This is a genomic window from Vibrio sp. AIC-3, from assembly GCF_013114515.1.
Taxonomy (GTDB): domain Bacteria; phylum Pseudomonadota; class Gammaproteobacteria; order Enterobacterales; family Vibrionaceae; genus Vibrio; species Vibrio crassostreae_C.
In genome coordinates, this window is record NZ_VTXG01000042.1 from 1 (window position 1) to 23,119 (window position 23,119).

Annotated in this window: 17 protein-coding genes and 1 pseudogene; 12 read left to right on the top strand and 6 right to left on the bottom strand. The window is 46.4% G+C overall.

Going from position 1 to position 23,119, the window contains the following annotated elements:
* Window positions 1-382: 382 nt before the first annotated feature.
* The 5 genes from uhpT (at window position 383) to manA (ending at window position 6,875) form a co-directional block, all read left to right on the top strand.
* Window positions 383-1,777, top strand: a complete 1,395-nt coding sequence (gene uhpT / locus F0229_RS20250; RefSeq protein ID WP_171733551.1) for a hexose-6-phosphate:phosphate antiporter — start codon at window positions 383-385, stop codon at window positions 1,775-1,777.
* Between the two features lie 147 nt (window positions 1,778-1,924).
* Window positions 1,925-2,533, top strand: coding sequence for a transcriptional regulator UhpA (gene uhpA / locus F0229_RS20255; RefSeq protein WP_171733552.1), 609 nt, complete (start codon window positions 1,925-1,927; stop codon window positions 2,531-2,533).
* Window positions 2,533-4,029, top strand: coding sequence for a signal transduction histidine-protein kinase/phosphatase UhpB (uhpB, locus tag F0229_RS20260; RefSeq protein WP_171733553.1), 1,497 nt, complete (start codon window positions 2,533-2,535; stop codon window positions 4,027-4,029). The genes uhpA and uhpB overlap by 1 nt, the downstream gene beginning before the upstream one ends.
* Window positions 4,030-4,037: 8 nt before the next feature.
* Window positions 4,038-5,378, top strand: a complete 1,341-nt coding sequence (locus F0229_RS20265) for an MFS transporter (protein ID WP_171733554.1) — start codon at window positions 4,038-4,040, stop codon at window positions 5,376-5,378.
* Window positions 5,379-5,669: 291 nt separating this feature from the next.
* Window positions 5,670-6,875: a mannose-6-phosphate isomerase, class I gene (gene manA, locus F0229_RS20270; RefSeq protein ID WP_171733555.1), complete on the top strand. Its 1,206-nt coding sequence runs from the start codon at window positions 5,670-5,672 to the stop codon at window positions 6,873-6,875.
* Here the strand turns inward: manA and F0229_RS20275 are convergent.
* From F0229_RS20275 to F0229_RS20290, 4 genes and pseudogenes are all read right to left on the bottom strand, one after another.
* A pseudogene (locus tag F0229_RS20275) lies at window positions 6,872-7,395 on the bottom strand (GNAT family N-acetyltransferase). The gene manA and the pseudogene F0229_RS20275 sit on opposite strands and share 4 nt — an antisense overlap.
* A 96-nt stretch (window positions 7,396-7,491) precedes the next feature.
* Window positions 7,492-7,749 (bottom strand): YdcH family protein, encoded by a 258-nt coding sequence (locus F0229_RS20280; RefSeq protein WP_009846137.1) that lies wholly within the window; start codon window positions 7,747-7,749, stop codon window positions 7,492-7,494.
* A 201-nt stretch (window positions 7,750-7,950) separates the two neighbouring features.
* Complete coding sequence (locus F0229_RS20285) at window positions 7,951-8,940, bottom strand: rhodanese-related sulfurtransferase (protein ID WP_017065056.1); 990 nt, start codon at window positions 8,938-8,940, stop codon at window positions 7,951-7,953.
* Between the two features lie 314 nt (window positions 8,941-9,254).
* On the bottom strand, window positions 9,255-10,403 hold the full coding sequence (locus F0229_RS20290; protein ID WP_050620167.1) for a PLP-dependent aminotransferase family protein: 1,149 nt from the start codon (window positions 10,401-10,403) through the stop codon (window positions 9,255-9,257).
* Window positions 10,404-10,518: 115 nt separating this feature from the next.
* Here F0229_RS20290 and F0229_RS20295 point away from each other — a divergent pair, with 115 nt between their 5' ends.
* From F0229_RS20295 to F0229_RS20325, 7 genes are all read left to right on the top strand, one after another.
* Window positions 10,519-11,388 carry a GyrI-like domain-containing protein gene (locus tag F0229_RS20295; protein ID WP_029235574.1) on the top strand — a complete coding sequence of 290 codons (870 nt, stop codon included), beginning with the start codon at window positions 10,519-10,521 and terminating at the stop codon, window positions 11,386-11,388.
* Between the two features lie 246 nt (window positions 11,389-11,634).
* Window positions 11,635-12,972, top strand: coding sequence for an MATE family efflux transporter (locus F0229_RS20300; RefSeq protein ID WP_171733556.1), 1,338 nt, complete (start codon window positions 11,635-11,637; stop codon window positions 12,970-12,972).
* Window positions 12,973-13,192: 220 nt separating this feature from the next.
* Window positions 13,193-13,951: an ATP-binding cassette domain-containing protein gene (locus F0229_RS20305; RefSeq protein WP_171733557.1), complete on the top strand. Its 759-nt coding sequence runs from the start codon at window positions 13,193-13,195 to the stop codon at window positions 13,949-13,951.
* A complete protein-coding gene (locus tag F0229_RS20310; protein ID WP_171733558.1) occupies window positions 13,948-14,799 on the top strand; it encodes an ABC transporter ATP-binding protein in 852 nt (283 codons plus the stop codon). Before F0229_RS20305 ends, F0229_RS20310 begins: the two co-directional genes overlap by 4 nt.
* A gap of 101 nt (window positions 14,800-14,900) precedes the next feature.
* Window positions 14,901-16,412, top strand: coding sequence for an ABC transporter substrate-binding protein (locus tag F0229_RS20315; RefSeq protein ID WP_171733559.1), 1,512 nt, complete (start codon window positions 14,901-14,903; stop codon window positions 16,410-16,412).
* 4 nt (window positions 16,413-16,416) lie between these two features.
* Window positions 16,417-18,153 (top strand): ABC transporter permease subunit, encoded by a 1,737-nt coding sequence (locus F0229_RS20320; protein ID WP_171733560.1) that lies wholly within the window; start codon window positions 16,417-16,419, stop codon window positions 18,151-18,153.
* A gap of 152 nt (window positions 18,154-18,305) precedes the next feature.
* Window positions 18,306-18,548, top strand: a complete 243-nt coding sequence (locus tag F0229_RS20325; protein ID WP_017061558.1) for a hypothetical protein — start codon at window positions 18,306-18,308, stop codon at window positions 18,546-18,548.
* Between the two features lie 121 nt (window positions 18,549-18,669).
* Here the strand turns inward: F0229_RS20325 and F0229_RS20330 are convergent, their stop codons facing one another.
* Together F0229_RS20330 and lldD are read right to left on the bottom strand one after the other, a co-directional pair.
* Window positions 18,670-21,525, bottom strand: a complete 2,856-nt coding sequence (locus tag F0229_RS20330) for an FAD-binding and (Fe-S)-binding domain-containing protein (protein ID WP_171733561.1) — start codon at window positions 21,523-21,525, stop codon at window positions 18,670-18,672.
* A 429-nt stretch (window positions 21,526-21,954) separates the two neighbouring features.
* Window positions 21,955-23,094, bottom strand: a complete 1,140-nt coding sequence (lldD, locus tag F0229_RS20335; protein ID WP_108085856.1) for an FMN-dependent L-lactate dehydrogenase LldD — start codon at window positions 23,092-23,094, stop codon at window positions 21,955-21,957.
* Window positions 23,095-23,119 lie beyond the last annotated feature (25 nt).

Genomic DNA, 23,119 nt, shown 5'->3' on the forward strand with positions numbered 1-23,119 from the left:
TTAGAAACTGGCGACAAGCTCTAAACCGCTTTATGATTATGTTCGAAGACAGACTCACTGAATACATGTAACCCCGACAGTTACACAGAATTATTTACAGGGTCAAGTAATCCACTCGTTTCTGTTTATTTACAAGGTTCGTCAGCCCTGAAATGAGTGACTTTTGTTATCGTAATATCAATCCATAACAGACCGTAAACAAAGTGATGCTGTTCACGCTTTCTTGACTCCCAATTCTGAACTAAGAATTTTTCCTAGTTATTCTAAGACCCTCTCTCATGCGGTCGATTTTTAGACTCCCTATTATTTCACGGTCAACTAACAAACAATGTATGGCCGCAATTATGCCGTGCAGACCTCACAAAAAATAAGAGAGTTCACAATGTTAAAGTTCCTAGATCAGGTTCGAAAACCGACGCTGGATCTTCCGGTCGAAACTAGAAGAAAAATGTGGTTTAAACCATTCCTACAATCTTACCTCGTCGTGTTCATTGGTTATCTAACCATGTATTTGATCCGTAAGAACTTCAATGTCGCGCAAAACGACATGATTTCTACTTATGGATTATCGATGACGGATCTAGGTCTTATCGGTCTGGGTTTCTCTATCACTTACGGTATCGGTAAAACCGTCGTTTCCTATTATGCCGATGGTAAAAACACCAAGCAGTTCCTGCCATTCATGCTTGTCCTTTCTGGTATCGCTATGTTGGGCTTCAGCTTCAGTATGGGCGGTGGCAGTGCTAGCTTATTCTTGATGGTTGCCTTCTATGCGTTGAGTGGTTTCTTCCAAAGTACCGGCGGTCCTTCAAGCTACTCGACCATCACTAAATGGACGCCTCGTAACAAGCGTGGTTCTTATTTAGGCCTTTGGAATATGTCGCACAACGTGGGTGGCGCAGGTGCCGCTGGTGTTGCTCTGTTCGGTGCTAACTACCTTTTTGATGGCAACGTGATCGGTATGTTCGTGTTCCCATCAATCATTGCGATTGTGGTTGGCTTTATTGGTATGCGCTTTGGTAATGACTCTCCAGAAGCCTATGGTCTAGGTACGGTTGAAGAGTTGTTTGATGAAGAAGTCAGCGAAGAAGATACGGCTGCTGAAGAAAATCAAATGACTAAGAAAGAGATCTTTGTTGAATACATCCTGAAAAACAAAGTGATCTGGTTGCTCTGCTTCGCGAATATCTTCTTATACATTGTTCGTATCGGTATCGATCAATGGTCTACCGTTTATGCGTATCAAGAGCTAGGTCTATCAAAAGAAACCGCGATTTCAGGCTTCACTCTGTTTGAGGTTGGTGCACTGGTCGGTACGTTAATGTGGGGTTATCTGTCAGACCTTGCGAACGGACGCCGTGCTTTGGTTGCTTGTGTATCGCTTGGCCTGATTATCGTTTCGCTAGAGTTCTACCAGCATGCAACCAGTGAGTTCATGTACCTAGCATCACTGTTTGTGCTTGGTTTCCTAGTATTTGGTCCTCAGTTGCTGATTGGTGTTGCTGCAGTAGGTTTCGTGCCTAAGAAAGCAATCAGCGTTGCGGATGGCGTGAAAGGTACATTTGCTTACTTAATTGGTGACAGCTTTGCCAAACTTGGCCTAGGTATGATTGCAGACGGCACACCTATTTTTGGCTTAACGGGTTGGAAAGGCACGTTCGCAGCGCTTGATACGTCAGCTGCCATTTGTATCGTGTTACTGCTATTCGTTGCGGTTGCGGAAGAGAAGAAGATTCGCCACGCTAAGAAAATACATTTATCGTCTCAAAACGCGTAGCGAGTCTCACGTGCTTTATTGGTTTAAAGCACGTGAGATCATACCAATCGTTAGTTCGATTCAGTATCATCTCTATTAATAAACTTAATTTTAGATAGCTCCTGTTGGGGCTATTTTTCTTTCTTACTCTTAATTTTGGTTAATATCATGATTAATGTTGCGCTTGTTGATGACCACGTCATTGTTCGATCTGGCTTTGCTCAATTACTCAGTCTTGAAGCTGATATTACGGTCGTGGGGGAATTCAACTCTGCGGCAGAAGCGCGCCTAGGATTGCCAAGTTGTCACCCTGATGTCGTGATCTTAGATATCTCAATGCAAGACGAAAGTGGCCTGTGCTTATTGGAAGAGATTCCATCAGGCATTGCCAGTATCATGCTGAGCGTACATGACTCTCCGGCGATGGTTGAGAAGTCATTAGAGTTAGGAGCCAAAGGTTATCTCAGCAAGCGCTGTAGCCCTGATGAGTTAATCCAAGCCGTACACACGAGCGCAAATGGTGGCTGTTATCTCACGCCCGATATCGCCATAAAGCTTGCGACGCCCGTGAAGAATAAAGCCTCTTTAAATCAGCTCACCCGCAGAGAAAGCGAAGTGTGTCAGTTATTGGCGACAGGGCTCGATGTAAAATCTATTGCCGTAGAGCTAGGAGTTAGCCATAAAACGGTGCATGTACATCGAGCCAATGCGATGGACAAACTCAATGTTAAGAACAACGTCGAGTTAGCTAAATTGTTCACACAAGACCAGTACTAATGCGTTCCTATCTAGCCACCTCCCTGTGTGGGGTTTTTATGGCTGGCTGTGCATGGTTCTGTTTATGGGTTATTGCCTTCTATTTCATTAATGACCCTGAGTTAGCCATTCTGCTTTTCCCGTTTTCACTTCGATTGGGAATGACGCTGCACACTCGCACTCACTATTGGCCCGCTATCTATATTGCAGAGTGGGGGCTTGCGATTGCTTTAGCTCTGCTACTTGATGAACCTCAATGGCTGACGATACTCATCGCCAGTGGGTTGAGTATTCCTGCCACTCTAATTGCCAAGCGTTATTATTCTGGTGACCAAAATCGTCACTTGTTAGTGATGGCGAGCTTAATCATGGTCACAGCATTTATTAATGTTGCCGTGGTGGGCTCTCATGTACCAGCCGTTTACATGGTGTGGTTAGCGAGTATCACGGGTGGACTGATGCTGGTGCCGATGTGTTATCTGGTCTGGAACTATCTATTCCAAAATAAGTGGGCGCCACTGAGCTCTTATTTAATCAACAATGTTGTTGAGTTCAAAATCCGTCATATTGCTTTATATAGCGTGTTGTTGGTCGCCAGTATTTTGATACAAACCAGTTTGCCTGATGAGCTAAGGCGCTTTGCCCCGTTCTGTATGGCGATCCCTATTATCTTGCTCGCCGTTCGTTACGGATGGCAAGGCGCTCTGCTTGCAACAATGCTAAATAGTGTCGCGCTGATTGCTGCTCATAGTGGAACGTCCAAACTCGAAATTACCGATTTGCTCTTGTCTCTATCTGCTCAAACCATCACTGGTATATTGCTTGGTTTAGCGGTTCAAAAGCAGAAAGATCTCAACTCGAAATTGCGAAGTGAACTTTCCAGGAATCAAAATCTTTCACGCCAGCTAGTGACGGCAGAAGAGTCGGTTCGTCGTGATATAGCTCGTGAGCTGCATGATGAAATAGGCCAAAACATTACGGCAATCCGTACACAGGCAAGCATTATTAAACGCGTCGATGCCGCTAAGATGAGTGTTCGCTGTGCAGGTACGATTGAGTCATTGTCTTTGAATGTTTATGACACCACCAAACGTCTACTTACAAAACTAAGACCTAAAATGTTGGACGATCTTGATCTAAAAGATTCCGTGGAACAGCTTATTCGGGAGATGGAGTTTTCGGACCATGGCGTTGATATCCAGTTAAATTGGCAAGGTGATTATTCATGTTTGAGTGACACGCTCAAGGTCACTCTCTTCCGACTCTGTCAAGAGTCATTAAATAACGCCCATAAATATGCTCAAGCGAGCGAGATTAAAATTGAACTGATTTTAGATGATCAGGCTTATCTTCAGATATCAGATAATGGCGTTGGTTTTACAGCGCAAGATCTTCTCAAAGGAATGGGGGTTCGCGGTATGCAAGAGCGTGTTCAGGCGCTCGGCGGCAAGATGACCATTAACGCTAATGGCTCATCTTCGGGTACCAATATCAGCGTTACATTACCTAAAGTGTGAGAACGAATATGTTTGGATTTCTGCGCTCAGCTACGTCAGAGAGTGATGCTCTAACTGATGATGAGGTCAATCAGAGTTATCGCTATTGGCGCCTTCACATCATGATAGGAATGTATGTCGGCTATGCGGGTTTTTACTTCACTCGTAAAACCTTTAATTACGCCGCGCCTGCAATGATCACCGATCTAGGTTTGGACAAAGGCGATATCGGCTTAATTGGCACGCTCTTTTATCTTTCTTATGGCTTATCGAAATTTATCTCAGGCACGATATCGGATCGGTCGAACCCTCGTTACTTCATGGGGCTTGGCTTAATCGCGACAGGCTTGATCAATATAGCGTTTGGCTTTTCTAGTTCTTTGGCGGCTTTTATCTTGCTTTGGGTGCTCAATGCATGGTTCCAAGGTTGGGGCTGGCCATCGTGTTCCAAGTTATTGACGACTTGGTATTCTCGCTCCGAAAGAGGATTCCGTTGGGCAATCTGGAATACAGCCCATAACGTTGGTGGGGCGCTAATTCCTATTCTCGTGGGTTATCTAACGCTGCAATTCAGTTGGCGAGCTGGGTTTATCTGGCCGGGTGTGATAGGTGTATTTATCGGTCTTATCGTTTGCTGGCGCTTACGTGATAAGCCGACCACCATGGGACTTCCGACGGTAGGGAAGTGGCGCAATGATCATCTAGAGTTGGCGCAAGAGAACCATGGGCAAGGGTTAAGCTATCGAGAGATCTTGAAAACTTACGTGTTCAGTAACAAGTACATTTGGTTGCTCGCCTTTAGCTATGTGCTGGTTTACATCGTCAGAACGGCCGTCAACGATTGGGGTAATTTATATCTCACCGAAGAACATCATTACAGTTTGATCAACGCAAATGCTGCTTTGTCTCTGTTTGAGATTGGCGGCTTCGTTGGTTCACTTGTTGCTGGATGGGGATCGGATAGACTGTTTGGTGGCAACCGTGGCCCGATGAACATCCTGTTTGCGATTGGTATCTTCCTCTCGGTATCGGCTTTATGGCTTATGCCTTTAACCAACTTTGTGTTTCAAGCGGCTGGGCTGTTTTGTGTCGGTTTTTTTGTTTTTGGCCCTCAAATGCTTATTGGCATGGCGGCGGCGGAATGTTCACATAAAGACTCTGCCGGGGCGGCGACAGGTTTTGTTGGCTTGTTTGCTTATATGGGAGCAGCACTTTCTGGTTACCCATTAGCGCTCGTTCTAGAAGCTTACGGCTGGAGTGGGTTCTTCATTACCATCTCTACTTGTGCGGCTGTTATTGGCTTGCTGTTACTGCCTTTCCTACAAGCTCAATCACCTCAGAAAAGTTCAGAAGCTCGCTCTGGTTTTTAAGGAACGATAACAAGATAGTCAATAGTGTTTGTATTCAGATGCTTGTATCGCTGCTGTAATCAGTGCGATACAAGCCGCTATCTTATTCTCAGCGCTTTCTACTCGTGATATTCAAATGTGACTATTTTCACGCTTTTCATCGGTCTCACCTGTTTCTAAGAATTTTTCCTATTGCGTCTAAGACCTCATCTCATGTGGGTTCTAGCCGAGCTCTGTAGTCTTTCTAATTATTTACGTTATTAGAAATCAGCTCTCTGAATTGTGTTCAAAGGGCTCACTACGGAAAACGCCATGTCACTCAGCCACCTCTCAGAACACTCATTTTTCCCAATGGAAAACACCATCCAAAATTATGCATGGGGGAGCATTTCTTCGATACGTGAACTGTTTGGCTTTCAGAATGAGTCACAAGAGCCGCAAGCGGAAGTTTGGATGGGAGCGCATCCAAAAGGTTGCTCAATGGTTAAGCTTGACCAGCACTTGGTGCCTCTCTCTGAGCTGATTAACAAGAATAAACCGGCCTATCTATCAAGCGATATTGCGCAGGAGTTTGGTGAGCTGCCGTTCTTGTTTAAGATCTTGGCAGCAGAAAAAGCGTTGTCTGTTCAGGTTCACCCAAACAAGCGCCAAGCAGAGGTTGGCTTTGCAAGAGAGGAGCAAGCAGGAATCCCTCTGACTGCAGGACATCGTAATTACAAAGACTCTAACCACAAACCTGAATTGGTTTACGCGATCACTGAATATCAAGCAATGAATGGCTTTCGAGAATTCGATGAAATATTAGGGTTGTTCAGAAAGTTGAATTCGAGCGAGCTGGCTGGTTTAGTTGAAGAGTTTGGCAACCACCTTGATTCTCTAGGTTTAGAGGCGTTTTTCCGTGATTTATTAACTCTGGACGACCAACGTAAACACCGAGCATTAGAGCAACTTCTGGCTTACGCAGCCGCTCACCAAGGTCAATCTGAGTTTGCTTTGGTTACTGAGCTTAGCCACCAGTACCCGAATGATATCGGTTTGTTTTGCGTTCTGCTGCTTAACTTGATCACATTAAAGCCGGGTGAAGCAATGTATTTGAATGCAAACACTCCGCACGCATACATCAAGGGGACTGGGCTAGAGATTATGGCAAACTCAGACAACGTGTTACGTGCTGGTTTAACGCCGAAACACATTGATGTCGCCGAGTTGGTTGCCTGTACAGAATTCAAACCGATCCCGTTCGATAGCTTGCTGTTGTCACCCTCAAAACTGGGTCAATGCGATAGCTATGACATTCCTGTCAGTGATTTCAACTTCAATATCTTTCATAGCCCTCAGCAAGAAGAAGTGATCACAAGCGGCGCTGAGATTTTAATGGCAATAGATGATGATTTAACGCTAATGAGCCAGAAAGGTGAACACCTAACACTCACCAAAGGGCAATCGGTATTTATCCCAGCTTATATTGGTCATTATGTACTGAGCAGTAATGGGCGAGTGGCTAGGGCGTTTAATTAGAGATGGTGTTTGTGGTATAGATTGAGCTCCATCCCCACAAAATCATCATCTCCTTCATCAACAACGTGATAGCCAAGCGATTGATAAAAGTTAATAGCACGAGCATTACTTTTAAAACTCGATAGAGTGACTTGACTAAGTTGCTCTGCCATAGCTTTTTTATGTATGAGAGTCATGACTTGCTTGCCAAGCGAACGACCTTGGTACTGGGGAAAATGATCAGCAAATGAATATGGTATGCGTTGTCATAAGGTTTAAAGCAGGCGAGCCCCACTCTTTTATTTTCGCGATATACCCAATGAAACCAAGATGGATGGTATTCGTTTAAAAGTCGTTGACGTTGAAAGTCGTCATCCCAGCCGAAAACGCTATCTAAGTATATGAAGATACCTTGTTTAACACACGCAAACAGTTCATCGAATTCAGAATTTGAAGCGAGTTGGAGTTGTATGTTCTCTTCTTTCATTGCCACTTTTACCGCTTCCTTATCAAACGCCTTTGAATAAGCAAACAGTAACATAATTGAAGAAGCCGAATTAGCTTAGATTTGCGAAGTGATGAAACCAAAAAGCCATGCGTGATGCATGGCTAAGAATAAAGTCTTGGATTGATTTTTCTATACGATCTTAAGCGCGTGATGGCGCGTGAGCTGTTTGTGTAGCGAGTCTTTGAGCTCCATGCGTTCTACTTTGAGGTTGTGCATGCTGTCGTCATCGATAGGGCTGCCAGAGATTTCTAGCTGACGGATGTCGTAGTCGAGTTGGTGGTATTTCTGCATGTCTGCTTTGAATTTTTCGTCGTCGTGGTTGAGCTGAACAATGTCTAATTTAAGATCTGGGAAATCTAAGATAAAGGCATGGTTTTCATTGAGCATTGGCACTTCCTCTCTAGTCGAATTATTAACAGTATAGAAGTAATTTTTCGAAAGAAATGTGGTTCAAAACACAAAGCCGTAAAGCGATCAAAAAAGGGCGTAAACTCGTAGGATTATCCTCGAACTTGCGCCCTTTTGTATGTATATAGCTAACTATTTATAGTTATATGTTTAGAACTATAAGAGTTTAAAGCAGAAAGTTTACTTTGCTTTCTTACCAGAGCGTTGCTGCTCTTTGTGTGCAAGCTTCTCTTTTTTGCGTTGCTCGATAAGGTGAGCAGCTTCGCCGCCTACGTGGGTTTCGCCACGAGCATTCGACAGTTGAACTTGCTTTTCACGTTCACGGAAACGGGCTTTCTGCTCGTCGCTGTGCTTATCAATACACTTAGGGCAGCTTACGCCTTTCTCGAAGTGTTTAGAGGCTTTGTCTTCGTCAGTGATTGGCAGGCGACACGCGTTACACACATCGTAACCGCTCTTTTCTAGCTGGTGGTTTACTGCAACTCGACCATCAAATACGTAGCAGTCGCCTTCCCACATACTCTCTTCTTCAGGTACCTCTTCTAGGTACTTAAGAATGCCGCCTTCAAGGTGATAAACCTCATCAAAGCCTTGTTCTTTCATGTAGGCTGTTGATTTTTCGCAACGAATACCGCCAGTACAGAACATCGCAACTTTCTTGTGCTTCTTAGGATCAAGGTTGTCTTCAACGTATTGAGGGAATTCACGGAAGGTTTCTGTGTTTGGGTTTACAGCATTTTTGAAGGTGCCGATGTCCACTTCGTAGTCGTTACGAGTATCAACCAGAATCACATCAGGATCAGAGATCAATGCGTTCCATTCGTTTGGTTTCACGTAAGTGCCGACAACGTGGCGTGGGTCGATGCCCTCAACGCCCATGGTTACGATCTCTTTCTTAAGCTTAACCTTGGTGCGGTTGAATGGTTGTTCTTCGTTGAACGACTCTTTGTAAACAACATCAGCCAAGCGAGAATCTTGTTTGAACCATTGAAGAAGGGCGTCGATAGATTCGCGCTTACCTGCAACGGTACCGTTGATGCCTTCACTCGCAAGTAACAAAGTACCGCGGATTTGGTTGGCTTCTAACACGTCGGTTAGTGGCTGGCGAATTTCTTGGTAATCATCAAGTGCTACGAATTTATACAGAGCACATACAACATATTGAGACATGGTTTTTCCTTTCTGCGAGCTGGAACGTAAATCCAGAGCGGTTGCCTTTTATGATACATACTGAGTTTGATTTACTCAGGTTTGCCCATATTGGCTTATTAAAATCCGCCGCAGTATAACCAAGCCAAGGAAGGACAAAAACCAACCAAAAGTAGGGCTATTTAGCATTGTTATTAGTGTGGCTTTTGGACTAAGAAATGCAATGAAACCGTTTTATCTGGTTCGAATAACAACACGTATTCCCAAACCAAAAAGGCCCTGCTGTAAAAATACATCAGGGCCTTGGTATTGAATCTGTCTTACTTAATCAGCGATTACGCTTGGTTAAGTACTTCCGCTAAGCGTTTCACCGCTTCAGTCAGCTCTTCTGGTTTAGCGTTAGTGAAGTTTAAGCGCAGTGCAGCTTTTGCTTCATCAGCCTTTGGATAAAATACTGGGCTTGGTACAACCGCCACACCATTCGATAATAGAGTTTTAGCCAATTCGAAGGTGTCGCACTCTGGGATCTCAACCCAAATGAACATCCCGCCATCGACGGCTTTTAACACGCAATCTGCAGGCAGTTGTTTCTCTAGCTCTGAGAACAGCACTTCATAACGAGACTTGTACAGGGTGCGAATGTTCTCCATGTGTACGCCAAAGTCTTCATGTTTTAGAAGACCAACAAGCAGTGCTTGCATGGGTACACTTGAGTGTAAGTCAGCGCCTTGCTTCACTTTGATCAGTGGTTCAAGGTAGCTGCGTTTACCTGTTACCGCGCCAATACGTAGACCTGGCGATGCAATCTTAGAGAATGAACGAAGAACGATAGAGTTATCAGGGCAGAACGAAGAAACCAACGGCAGCTCTGTGCCTGTGAAACGCAGCTCACGGTATGGCGCATCCTCAATGAATGCCACGTTGTATTTGATACACAGCTCAGCCACTTTTTGACGAGTTTCTGTTGCCCAGCACACACCGGTTGGGTTGTGAAAATCAGGCACCGCGTAGAACATTTTTGGCGCTTGCTGTGCAAAGCATGTTTCCAATTCATCTAGATTCGGCCCAAATTCGGTTTGAGACACGGTCGCAATGTTTGCTTGAACTAGGCCAAACACCTGCATCGCACCTAAGTAGCTTGGCGCTTCCATCACAACCACATCACCTGGATCGACATACGCACGCGCAATCAAATCCAAACCTTGCTGAGAGCCAGTACAAATCATTGCCGTGTGTGATTCTGGCAATTGGTAGCTTTGTGTTAGGTGGTCAAGCAACGGGCCGTAACCGGCAGTAGAGCCGTATTGGAAAACTTCAGGCATGTTCGCTAGGTTTTCTAGCGTTGGCTTCATTAAATCGATTGGGAATGTTTTCTCGTCCGGTAAACCACCGGCCAATGAGATGACATTTGGATCACTTGCGGCTGCGAGGATCTCCCGAATGTATGAAGATTGAATCTGTTGTAATGACTGTGCGATTTCCATGTGTTGTGTCTCGTCGTTTATCGTTTTTATTCTATCGCTTGATATTACACGGCAATTGTAAAAACTAGCGTGTCCGTTTATGCTCTTAAACATGTCCATTTATGCTATTTAAACGATGTCACGTCAACACATATCGCGAATCAATGATGTCCTGTTCCATATTCACCAAGACATCAGTCAGCCTTTGTCTGCCAAAGAGTTATCTGAGATAGCGGCCTATTCAGAACAGCACTTTCATCGCACCTTCAAAAGTGTGGTCGGGGAATCGTTGCATCAATACATCCGACGCACTCGAATGGAGTATGCAGCCAACCAATTGATGTTTGATACCAGCTCGTCAGTGGTCGAGATCGCCCATAAATGTGGCTTTAGCTCGGTGTCTTCGTTTAGTCGAGCATTTAAAGCGACCTTTAATATGTCTCCGGGCGAGTGGCGTAAACACGATTTACAAGTAGCAGAAAAACCCTATTTGAAAGATTCCGAAGTGGCGGCGGGCTATTTGAATGTGGCGCAGCGAGTATTGCCCGAACCCAAGATCGTTGAAGTGCCTGAACGCATGGCGGCCTATGTTCGACATACGGGTTATAACCGCTCTATTCGCAATGCGTGGTTGATATTGAAAGCGTGGGCGAATTCCGAACAGCGTGATTTTTCGAGCCAATTTGGTTTGCATCACTCAAACCCTGCTTGGGTTGAAATGGATCAGTGTCGTTATGTCGCGTGTATCGCGATTGATGAGCCGATTAAGTATCGTAGCGTAGTTAATCAGATGGTGATTCCGGGCGGCTTACACGCTGTGTTTCGACTAAATGGCCGCTATGGAGAACTGCTACCACAGATCAGTATGGTGTTAGAAAAGTGGCTACCCACATCTGGTTTCAAACAGCGCTCGACTCCCGCGTATGTGCATTATCATCAGAATCATTTTCTCAACACCGATGAAGTGTTCGAACTCGATTTCTACCTTCCCGTGAGCTTTTACTGAGCCTTTACTAGGTTAACCATTGAGTTGGCTCAGTAATTGGTTTTGTTGTGTTTTGTCGAGCGTGATTTTACTCATTTGTTGTGGCTAATTTGCTCGCTCAATGACAGAAAGGCCTCTTATGTTGATGGTGCGATAGGAGAGAAGCTTGTTGATAAACGACTCTAAGTAAATGATGACAACGTACGGATTAAACGATAGCATCCCGCTCTAATTGCAAATAGTTCTTAATATCACCCGCTAGAATATATGACCATTACCCACAAAGATTATCTGAAAATTGCCTTCCCTTTCATCATCTCAACGGTGACACAGCCTCTACTAGGTGCTGTGGATACCGCTGTTATCGGCCAACTTGGTATTGCTGAACTGATTGGCGGCGTGGCGATCGGCACCATCATTATGAACACCATGTATTGGTTGTTTGGCTTTTTCCGTGTCAGTACCACGGGGCAAAGTGCGATGGCACTGGGCAAGGGAAATCGCTCTGATTTGGCGGGTAGTTTGATGCGTCCGTTCGTGCTGTCTGGTTTGGTGGGTTTGATCTTTATCTTGATACAACCACTCATCTGGCAAGGCGCAATGTGGGTGATAGAGCCTGAAGCCAATGTAGCCGAGCACGCGCATATCTACTTCAGTATTTTGATTTATGGCGCGCCTTTCGTGTTGCTTAACTACACCATTATTGGTTGGTTAATGGGACAGGCGAAAGCCAAAGACGTTCTTTATACACAAGTGTTTGGTAATGTGTTGAACATTGTCTTGGATGCGGTGTTTGTACTTTATTTCGATTTGGGTGTCGCAGGTGTGGCTTACGCAAGTTTGATTGCACAAGTTACCACCTTTGCGATTGGTGTGACCTTGGTGATGAAGACCAGCAATATCTCGGTCTCTGAGTTCCTGCAAGGCTCGAAGATGACCAAGAAAGACCTATCGACAATCATCTCTTCGAATACTGATCTATTGCTTCGCACCATTTGTATCTTGGTGTTCTTCAACATGATGGCGCGTACTGGCTCTAAACTGGGTACCGATGTTCTAGCGGCTAACGCGATCTTGATGCAGGTGACTTTCATAGTCAGTTACATGTTTGACGGCATTGCCAACGCATCAAGTGTATTTGCGGGTAAAGCGGTGGGACAGAAGAATCCTTCAATGTTGGATCGAGTATTAAGGCTTAACTTCCAATGGACGGCAGGTTTCATTGCTGCGCTGACGCTTTTAACCCTGATATTCAAAGACATGATTGTTTTCTTGTTTACCGATATTCCAGCGCTGGTTACCTTGTATCAAGAGATGGCCCCGTGGCTGATTGTGTTCCCGCTAGTGGCTGGCTTTGGCTTAACGGTTTACGGCATCTTTACCGGAACGGGAACCACGCGTCCGGTTAGAGACTCAAGCATCGTGACTTTGTTGGTATTCTTAGCGGTACAGGCATTCACCATCGATATTTGGGGCAATCATGGTTTGTGGCTTGCGTTTACTCTGTTCTATCTTGGGCGTATTGCGTTCCTGTATCCGTTCATCGCACAAGTTAAGCAGAAGTGTTACCCAGTCAAAGATGCAGTACAGGGTGCCATTAACTAAGCTGTCTAATTGCCATCTTTAATACATTATTAATATTTTATGAAAGCGCTTTACTATTTTTATACGATAAATTTGGTGAGCGCTTTTTTGTATGTAATGACTCACTATAAATGGTCAATAAAATTGTAAGTAAAACGCGATACAGTTCAATGTCCACTTTTCATCGCCTCAGCTAAATGATAATGTTGTTATGTTATAACATCTATCTGTGAGTATCTGCGTGAACGCCCCACTTTTGTCTGTTGACCACCTAACGATCAAAACCTCTTCGAGAACCCTTTTCCAAGATATCCACTTCGATGTTTATCGCGGTGAGCTGTTGGCGATCATGGGACCGTCAGGCATTGGTAAGTCGATGCTTTCACGCGCGATTGCGGGTTTTCTGCCAGAAACGGTCGAGGTTGAAGGTCATATTTCTCTGTCTGGTGAAGCGGTATGTGGTTTGCCTATGCTGCAAAGAACCGCAGCACAACGACCTGCGGTTATCTTCCAAGATGCCCTTCAAGCATTAAATCCTCTGGTTTCAATCGAAGGTCAACTTAGTTTGGCATTGACGGGGACTCGCACTAAGCCCAAATCACAAGACAAAATCAAACTCACCGAATTGCTAGTACAACTTGGTTTCCCTAATCCTGAAACTATCTTGCCGTTATACCCGAGCCAAATTTCGGGCGGGCAACGCCAACGTGTTTGTATTGCGATTGGCTTGCTGAGTAACGCCGATATTATCATCGCCGATGAACCAACCAGTGCGTTAGATCCCGTGACAGAGCAAGAGATACTTAAGCTGATTCGACACAATGTTAAACAGCGTCAAATTGGTGGTTTACTCATCACCCATGACCTGCATAGCGCGTTGGCGTGTGACAAGTTGTTGGTCATCGATGATGGCGGTGTGGTGGCTTATGGTGCTCCGAAACATGCACTTGAATCGAGCTCTCACGCTTTCTGCTGTTCATTGAGAGACTTAATCGAATGAGCTCGACCTTACCACTAAACTCAGAAGCCTCGTCATTAATGCCAGTGACTGATTCAGAAACACAAGCATCGACAGAGATTACGTTCGACAATGTGAGTGTTCACTACTATTCCGTACCAAGTTGGTTGGGTGGAAAGGCGTTTAAAGCGCTACAGAACATTGACCTTAAGGTTGAAGACAAAAGCTTAGCGATTGTTGGGCGTTCTGGTGCGGGGAAATCAACGTTGATTGAACTGCTATTTGGCCTTAAAGCGCCAACCGTTGGTCAAATAAACTTGTTCGGTTATTCGCTCCCAATTCGCGATAGCAAAGCGCAAGCAACGGTGTGTCGCTTGATTCAATTGGTGCCTCAAGAGCCCCACACTAGCCTCAACCCTTACTATACCGTTCGACAGATCTTAGCCGAACCTCTAAGTAACTTAGATGTTTCGGGTAATCATGAAGCCATCATTGAAGAGGCGCTTTCAGACGTTGGATTGCCTGCCAGTTTGCTCTTACTGAAACCTAATCAGCTTTCTACAGGTCAAGCTCAACGTGTGGCTATTGCTCGGGCTCTTGTCGTTAGACCCGCAGTGCTGGTGGCCGATGAACCTACTGCCAGCCTTGACCCAGTGAATCGCCAAAGGTTGTTGGACTTGGTTAATTCATTAAAAAAGAAGCGCGATATGCGCCTTATTTTGGTTACTCACGATTTAGGTGCCGCAAAAGCCCTTTGTGAAGAAATTCTGGTTCTTGACCATGGCGAGATGGTGGAGCATGGACCGACACCTCAAGTGATGAGCACACCTGCTCACCCTGCGACTCAGTTGCTGATCGAATCTCAGCCACTTTCGAAATCTACTTGTTAAACACAACCTTATTTATTGCTAAATACTGCTTATTAACGAAAGACTGCTTATTAACGAAATACTGCTTATTAACACAACACAGCTTACAGAGAAAAATAACTATGCGTTTTAATTCAATCAAACTGGCTTGCGCGCTTGCGTTGGCTCTGCCTTTGACGGGCTGTTTTGACTCTCAACCAGAGTCTAGCGATGCCGCAGTCAAATCTGAAATTCGTGTTGCGATGATGCAGCCACCAAGAACGGGCCTATCGCCACTTTCTGATGACGCGTTCAAACTATCACGTTGGAGCACGGCTGAAACGTTAGTCAACTTGAGCCCAACCTCAGAAGCAGAACCAATGCTAGCGACTGATTGGAAACATCTTGATCCACTGACTTGGCAATTCACGATTCGCCAAGGCGTTAAATTTCACGATGGCTCTACATTAACGGCAGAGTCTGTTGTGAACTCACTACAGAAAGCGCTGGAAGCGGCGCCTAAGCCACGCATCCTAGATGGTGTCGATCTCGAAGTGAAAGCGATGGACAACTACCGCGTAGAGATCAAAACCAGCTTTGATGACCCTCTGTTACCAAGCCGTTTATCAAGCCCTCAGTTAGCGATTCTTGCAGCAAGTGCTTACCAAGAAGATGGCCGTGTTAGCCCAATGGGTGCAGGTACGGGCCCGTTTGAGTTGACTGAAATTAACGGTACAACCAGCGCGAAGCTAAAACGTTTCGATGGCTATTGGGGTCAAAAAGCACAGGTTGAATCTGTGATTGCAGAATACGTTCCTAATGGTTTTGCTCGTGCTGCAGCACTGAGAACCGGCACGGCTGACGTCGTTGAAGCGGTACCCGTTTCACAAATCGCGACCATTGATCCGAACCTACTTTACGAAGTGGCAATGCCTCGTACTAATACGCTTTACCTGAACAACAAGTCAGGCGTATTTAGCGATATTGAACTGCGTAAGGTAGCGGCAGCTGCAGTAGACCGTGAGCAGATCGTGAATACTGTTTATGAAAACCACGCGGATATCGCGCAAGGCCTATTAGGTCCTGCACTTGCTTGGGCTGAACCAATTCGACCTGAAGGTCAGGCAGTTGACAAAACGCTAAAAGCGAACGGCGAAAGCATTGTTATTGGTACCTTTACCGACCGTGCAGAGCTTCCAGAAGTGGCAGCGCTACTGAAGCAACAACTTGAAGCGGCTGGTTTCAAGGTTGAGCTGGATATTCGTGAATATGCTCAGATCGAGAACGATGCGCTATCTGGTAAGTTTGACGCGTTTATCCTTTCTCGTGCAACGGTTCTAGATTCGGGTGACCCAGTGGCTTACATGATGAGTGACTTTGGTTGTAAGGGTTCATTCAATCTTGGTCAATTCTGTTCTCAAGATGTAGACCAAGCACTGACTCACGCTGATCTGCAACCATTAGGTGCACTGCGTCAGCAAGCGATCATCGAAGCCGAGCAAAAAATCCTTAACGATTTCGCGGCTATTCCACTGCTTCACGAACGTGTGATTCAAGGTGAAAGCGAGCGCGTGAGCAATGTGGTTCGTGACCCAAGTGAGCGCCGTTTAGTTGACCAAACTACACAGATCAAACAAGCGAAACAGGCTAACTAAATAAATGCTATCTGCTGAGACTCTGCGTCGAACCTTATTTCTCTTGACGCCTTGGTTATCAAGAATCGCCTCATTGATTGTGGTGGTGATTCTTGTTGGCTTGATGCCTGACATTGCAGGCATCGACCCAAGCCAATCCATTCTGCGTGCGAGGGCGGGGCAACAACATTTGCTTACGCCTGAAGCTCTAGCAGCGGTGCGAGCTGATCTTCAGCTTGACCGTTCGGCAAGCGAGCGCCTGATCGACTGGGTAGGAAGTGCTTTTTCAGGCGACCTAGGTAAGTCATGGATTGATGGCTCTTCGGTTGCATTAGGCATTCAAAAGACAGCGTCGACGTCTCTGTTTCTGATGTCGAGTGCACTGGTGATGACTTTCGTACTGTGTGGTGCAGGCTTGCTTGCTACCTTGCGCAGTTGGAAGAAGGGCAAACTAGGGCAGAGTTACAGCAGTTTAAGCACCGTATTAATATCCTTGCCAGAGTACGTGGTGGCTTCGGTATTAATACTGGTGTTCTCAATCTGGTTAGGTTGGCTACCACCGTATGGTTGGCAAGGCTGGCAAGATATCTGGCTACCGAGTTTAGCGCTCGCACTGCCCGCCAGTGGCCTATTTAGTCGCCTACTCAGAGACAGTTTACAACGCGTTTTAAATGAGCCTTGGGTGATTACTTGGCTTAGTGCCAACGTTCACTCTAACCAAATTATTCGCTTTGCGCTGAAAAGAGCGCTGAGCAGCCTGATCCCACAAATCGCGATGATCGTGATTGGTTTGACTGGTGGCGCGGTCGCGGTTGAGCTTATCTTCTCGATTTCGGGTATCGGGCGCATGATTCTAGGCGCAGCTAAGGCGCAAGATTTACCAATGCTGCAGGGCGGCTTATTGGTATTGCTGCTATTTTCAATTGCCGTGAGCAGCATGAGCTTGTTTGTTCAGCAGTTGATTCTGGGTCACAGTCTGAAAAGCGGTAAGCTGATTAGTAGCCACTCTTCGTTTCGTTTTACCCAGAATCGAGCTAAACGTGTCACTGCTTTTGCGATCTTTTCTTTCCTCATTGCTATCGTTGTATGGGCTGCATTTCGTGACCCATATACCAGTCAATTTGCTCGCTTAGCGGCTCCAAGCTGGCAAGCCCCATTGGGTGCCGATGGCATTGGCCGAGACCTGTTAGCGAGAATCGGTTCAGGTATGGTCGCGACCTTCCAAGCCGGTATCTTGGCGACGTTTTTGAGCTTGGTGACGGGCATCATCATGGGTTTCAACACCCGCTTTAGCCAAGGCCTTATCGAGATCACCAAGGGGATCCCATACATTATCGCAGGCTTGCTTGTTGCAGGTTTAACGGGGATGAATCCGAACAGCGCATTAATCGCGATTGTATTGGTGTCGTGGGCGCCGTTAGCCGCCCACTGCTCAAGCTTGATCGTAGAAGCCAAGGCTCAACCATATACGCACCTCGCGCCATTGTGGGGAACTAGCAAGCTTCGAATCTTCCGTTTCTACTTGCTTCCGTATGTGTTGCCGCCGCTACTAAGACACGCGTTGTTGAGGCTTCCTGTAATCACGCTAAGCTTGACCTCGCTGAGCTTCATCGGATTAGGGGCAAAGCCACCAACACCTGAATGGGGTTTGATGATCGCAGAGAACCTTCCATACATTGAGCGCGCGCCATTAGCAGTCATGGGGCCAATTGTTGGGCTGATCTTGTTGGGTGCAGCCATTAACTTGATGTTTGATGACTAACGTAAAGATCCGGTCGCTGAGGTTTCTAAATTGACGATCCGATTGGGTATTCGATTTAGCATTTATGTTGTAACCTTAGCCCTGCTTTTTAGAGACGCTTTTTGATCGGCTCGAAAGTTAAACAGGCCCTAGTTAAGTGTAAAGGATTCAACATGTATCTCGTTTTGTATTGCCACAATATTGGTATGACCGACTTTTCTTTCTTTGAGACGGAAGATTTCGATAAGGAAGATGGCTATATCGTGCGAGGCAAATGGCCGAACGAGAAAGCGTTCCGTGATTACTTAACCAAAGAGTTTGGTGACATGAACGAGTTCCAAGTGATCGACTTAATCGCCAAAGGCGCAGAAGCAGAACACTACTCGCCAGAAGAGTTGGTGCGCTTAGCTCAGTAGCCGCTAGCTCAGCAATATCTAGCTCGGTAATACGTTTTAAATCGAATAAACAAATGGCAGCCTGATTGGGCTGCCATTTTTCGTTTTAAGCTAGAGCACGTTGCTCGCAGTATGAGTGGATCTACTGCGCCACTTCGTCCACCAAGTACAAGATTGATTGATACGGAATGCCACTGTGGTGTGATAAACCGATCTCACAGGTTCGGCTGTTACTAAAGCCACGAGTGCAGTTGCTCGGCACTTGTTCCTTGAGTGGGTGTACCGCCGCCTCATTCAGCTCTGGTGTAGTGAAGCCTTTGTCACCTGCCCAACCACAACATTGAATATGCTCTGGAACAATCACCTCTTCGGTACACGCTTTAGCAAGGTTTAACATCGCGCCTTCTAAGCCCATTCGACGAGAGCTACACGTGACATGCAGCATCACGGTTTCTTGTAGCGGCTCAAGCGTCAGATGTTCAAGCAAATATTGATTCACAAACCCTGTTGGCTCTAACACCTCTAATGGCTTGGTGAACTGTTCAATACTGCGTTTAGCACATGGGCTGGTATCCATCAATATTGGGTATTCACCCTGACGACTGGCTTGCCATAGCACTTCTTCCAACTGCTGAGCCTTCGACTGTGCTAAGTCGGTCATTCCTTTGCTGTCGTAAGGCATACCACAGCATTGGTCATCTAGCTTCTTCGGAAGAATCACCTCAAATCCCGCTTTGTTGAGCAAAGACATGGTCACTTCAGTTAGAGGACGTTGGTCGCCCGCATCGCTTTGTTGCCCCATGGTTCGACTGGCACAGGAAGGGAGGTAAACCACTTTCTTCGCGTTGTTCGATGTTTCGGCTGTCATTGGTGAAGCCGTGAGGGAGTGATTGTTGGATTGCGGCATCTCTGGCATCCAAATCGGTGTCGCGCCTTTGGTCACTGAGCGTAGGCCATTGGTAAGCTTGCCGACCGTGTTGGCGCCCAGAACCTTACTCGCCACTTGGTTGGTTTTGAGGCCAGCCTTGGTCAGCTTAGTGGTGGTCGAGAAATGATCCGCTGTCCACTTAGCGATTGGTGTGAACTTCTCATACTTGGCAACACGAAGCTTCTTCACTAAGTCACCCGTATTAATACCTACCGGACAGCGCTCAGCACACAGGCCTGTTGCCGCGCAGGTATCAATGCCTTGGTATTCGAAGGTTTTCTCTAGTTCACTGGCTTCTATCTCTTCACCTGCTTCTCGGCGGCGTTGCAGTTCTCGGTACAACACAATACGTTGGCGAGGTGACAAGGTCAGTGTGCGAGACGGGCAAACAGGCTCACAGAATCCACATTCAATACAGCGGTCAACAAGGTCGTCGGCAGCAGGCATTGGTTTTAGGTCGGTGATGTGGGAATTTGGATTGTCGTTGATGATAACGCCGGGGTTAAGCAGCCTTTCTGGGTCAAACAGCGCTTTGATCTGTTGCATCAAGGCATAGCCATCTTTGCCCCATTCCAATTCCACATAAGGTGCCATGTTTCGGCCCGTGCCGTGTTCCGCTTTCAGTGAACCTTGATACTTCACTGCAACTAGCTCGGCAACGTCATCCATGAAACCGCCGTAACGGTCGATCTCTTCTTGGCTGTCGAAGCCTTGGGTAAACACAAAATGAAGGTTGCCTTCGAGTGCATGGCCGAAAATGATCGCTTCGCTGTAGTCGTATTTATCGAACAACTCTTGCAGCTCTCGAATACCGTTAGCCAGGTTTTCAACAGGGAAAGCCACGTCTTCGATGATAACGGTTGTGCCAACTTCACGAACGGCCCCAACTGCTGGGAACATGCCTTTTCGAATGCCCCACAGGGTTGCAACAGTCTTTGGATCGGACGTAAAAGGGACCGATTCAACAATCGTGTAATCAGCCAATGCATCCAAAATTGATTTACATTGTAAATCTAAGTCCTGCTGGGAGCTGGCGTGTGATTCCACCAAAATAGCCGCCGCTTCTAAATCTAGGTTTGGCATAAACGCAGGCATACCCGGTTTATCCGCGACAGAACGTAGCGCCCTGCCGTCCATCAACTCAACGGCTGCAACCGGAGTTTTGGATAATGTAGTTACGGCTTTACTTGCTTGCTCGATGTCGGCAAACACCAATAGTGCTGAAGCTTTGTTCGGGTGTTCAATCACCGTGTTGTAAGTGATCTCGGCTATGAAGCCTAGTGTGCCTTCTGAGCCAATCATCAGGTGTTTTATGATCTCAATTGGATCGTGGTAATCGACCAATGCATTGAGCGCGTAGCCGGTGGTGTTTTTAAGACGGTACTTGTGGCGGATTCTGTCTGCCAGTTCTTGATTTGAGCTAGTCTGTCTGTGTAAATCAATAATGCCTTCAAACAACGTTTTGTGTGATTGCTTGAAAGCTTCAACGCTGGCGTTATCTGCCGTATCAAGCAGGGAACCATCACTCAATACGATTTTCATGCTCTCGACGGTGCGATAGGAGTTTTGCGCAGTACCACAACACATACCGCTGGCGTTGTTCGCGGCAATACCGCCAATTTTACAGGTGTTGATAGAGGCTGGGTCTGGGCCGATTTTACGTTGGAAAGGGGCGAGGTATTTGTTGGCATCAGCACCAATCACACCGGGCTGAAGAATGATCTGATTGCCGTTATCGACAATTTCATGACCACGCCAGTCGTCGGTAAGGGTGATGAGCACCGAGTCTGAAACCGCTTGTCCTGACAGGCTGGTGCCTGCGGCGCGGAAGGTAAAGTGAATGCCGAGTTCGCGACAGCTTTGAATGGTGAATATCACTTCGTCTAAGTTTTTAAGCCTTAGAACCATTTTCGGCACCAAGCGATAAAAACTCGCATCGGTGCCGTAGGCCAATCGCTTTGCCTCTTGCGTGACAATGCGTTCCGTTTCTATTTTTTGAGCCAGTATCGCTTCAAGCTGCTGATAAGCTTGTGCGTCTATTACTCGCTCATGGGATGTGGTTGTCTCCATCTTTGCTTCCTTGTGCTTCTTATTTGGCACTGTTCAGGGCGTGTTGACCTTTCGTGATTAAATTTTGTTCGAGATAAAAGCGTTTTAATCGCGGCGAGGGGGAAGTAGCCTAGTCACTCTAAGCAAATCCCCCTCAACAAAGAGTAAAACGCTTTTAGCTGAACCCTTCGGGCAGCGTTTGCTGGCCATTTCTACTACGTTATCGGCTTCTTATGTAGGCTAGCTACACATCGACGCCTCTGCCTTGTATAAATACCCAGCAACTCGCTGCAAAAATCAGCTCGAAAGATCAACACGCCCTAGCTTTTTATTTTATTTTCCAGTGCTTAAACGGTGTCACAACGGCAGTGGAATTGCTGTGACACCGATTGAACTTCAGTCTAAGTAGACCAAAGCATTAGTCCGAATCCGAACCTAAGTCGTTGAGGTTTAGTCTAGCCCCACCAGAGAATCACGAGTTAAGTCTTTGATTGTCTTGGCGCCAGTTAGAGTCATCGCAACGCGCATCTCTTTGTCGTAAAGGTCGAGTAGGTTCTCAACACCTGCTTGTCCCTGCGCTGCTAACGCGTAGACGAAAGAGCGACCAAGTAAGGTGCAGTCTGCGCCCATCGCCATCATGCGAACCACATCTAAGCCAGTACGAATGCCAGAGTCGACCAGAATCTTGGTGTCGCCTTTTACTGCATCTGCAATTGCAGGCAGTGCTTTAGCACTTGATAGAACACCATCAAGCTGACGACCGCCGTGGTTTGAAACTACGATACCGTCTGCGCCAAATCTCACGGCGTCTTTTGCATCTTCTTCATCAAGAATGCCCTTGATGACCATTGGACCGTCCCAGAAATCACGAATCCACTCTAGATCTTTCCATGAAATCGACGGGTCGAAGTTATCACCTAACCAACCGATGTAGTCTTCCAGCTTGGTAGGAGAACCACGATAAGTAGAGATGTTGCCTAGGTCGTGTGGTTTACCCAGTAAGCCGACATCAACTGCCCAGCTAGGATGACGCATAGATTGGAATACGCGGCGTACTGCTGCATTTGGACCACTCATTCCTGAGTGCATGTCACGGTAGCGAGCGCCGGGTACGGGCATATCCACGGTGAAGACCAGTGTTGTGACGCCAGCGGCTTTAGCGCGTTCAAGAACGTTCTTCATGAAGCCACGGTCTTTTAACACGTAAAGTTGGAACCACATTGGGCGTTCAATCTTAGGTGCAACTTCTTCAATCGGACATACCGACACGGTCGACATGGTAAAAGGGATGCCTTTGTTGTCGGCGGCTTTTGCTGCTTGTACTTCACCGCGTCTTGCGTACATACCCGTTAAACCAACAGGCGCCAGTGCGATTGGCATCGCTAGCTTCTCGCCAAATAGTTCGGTTTCCAAATTTAGGTCCGACATGTCGTTGAGTACGCGTTGTTTTAGCGCAATCTCAGCTAGGTCAGCCGTGTTGCGACGTAGGGTATGTTCTCCGTAAGAGCCACCATCAATGTAGTGGAAAAGAAACGGTGGTAATTTCGCTTTTGCTGCGGCGCGGTAATCAGTCGATGCGGATATGATCATAATTTCAGTCCTAAATTCTTGGGAT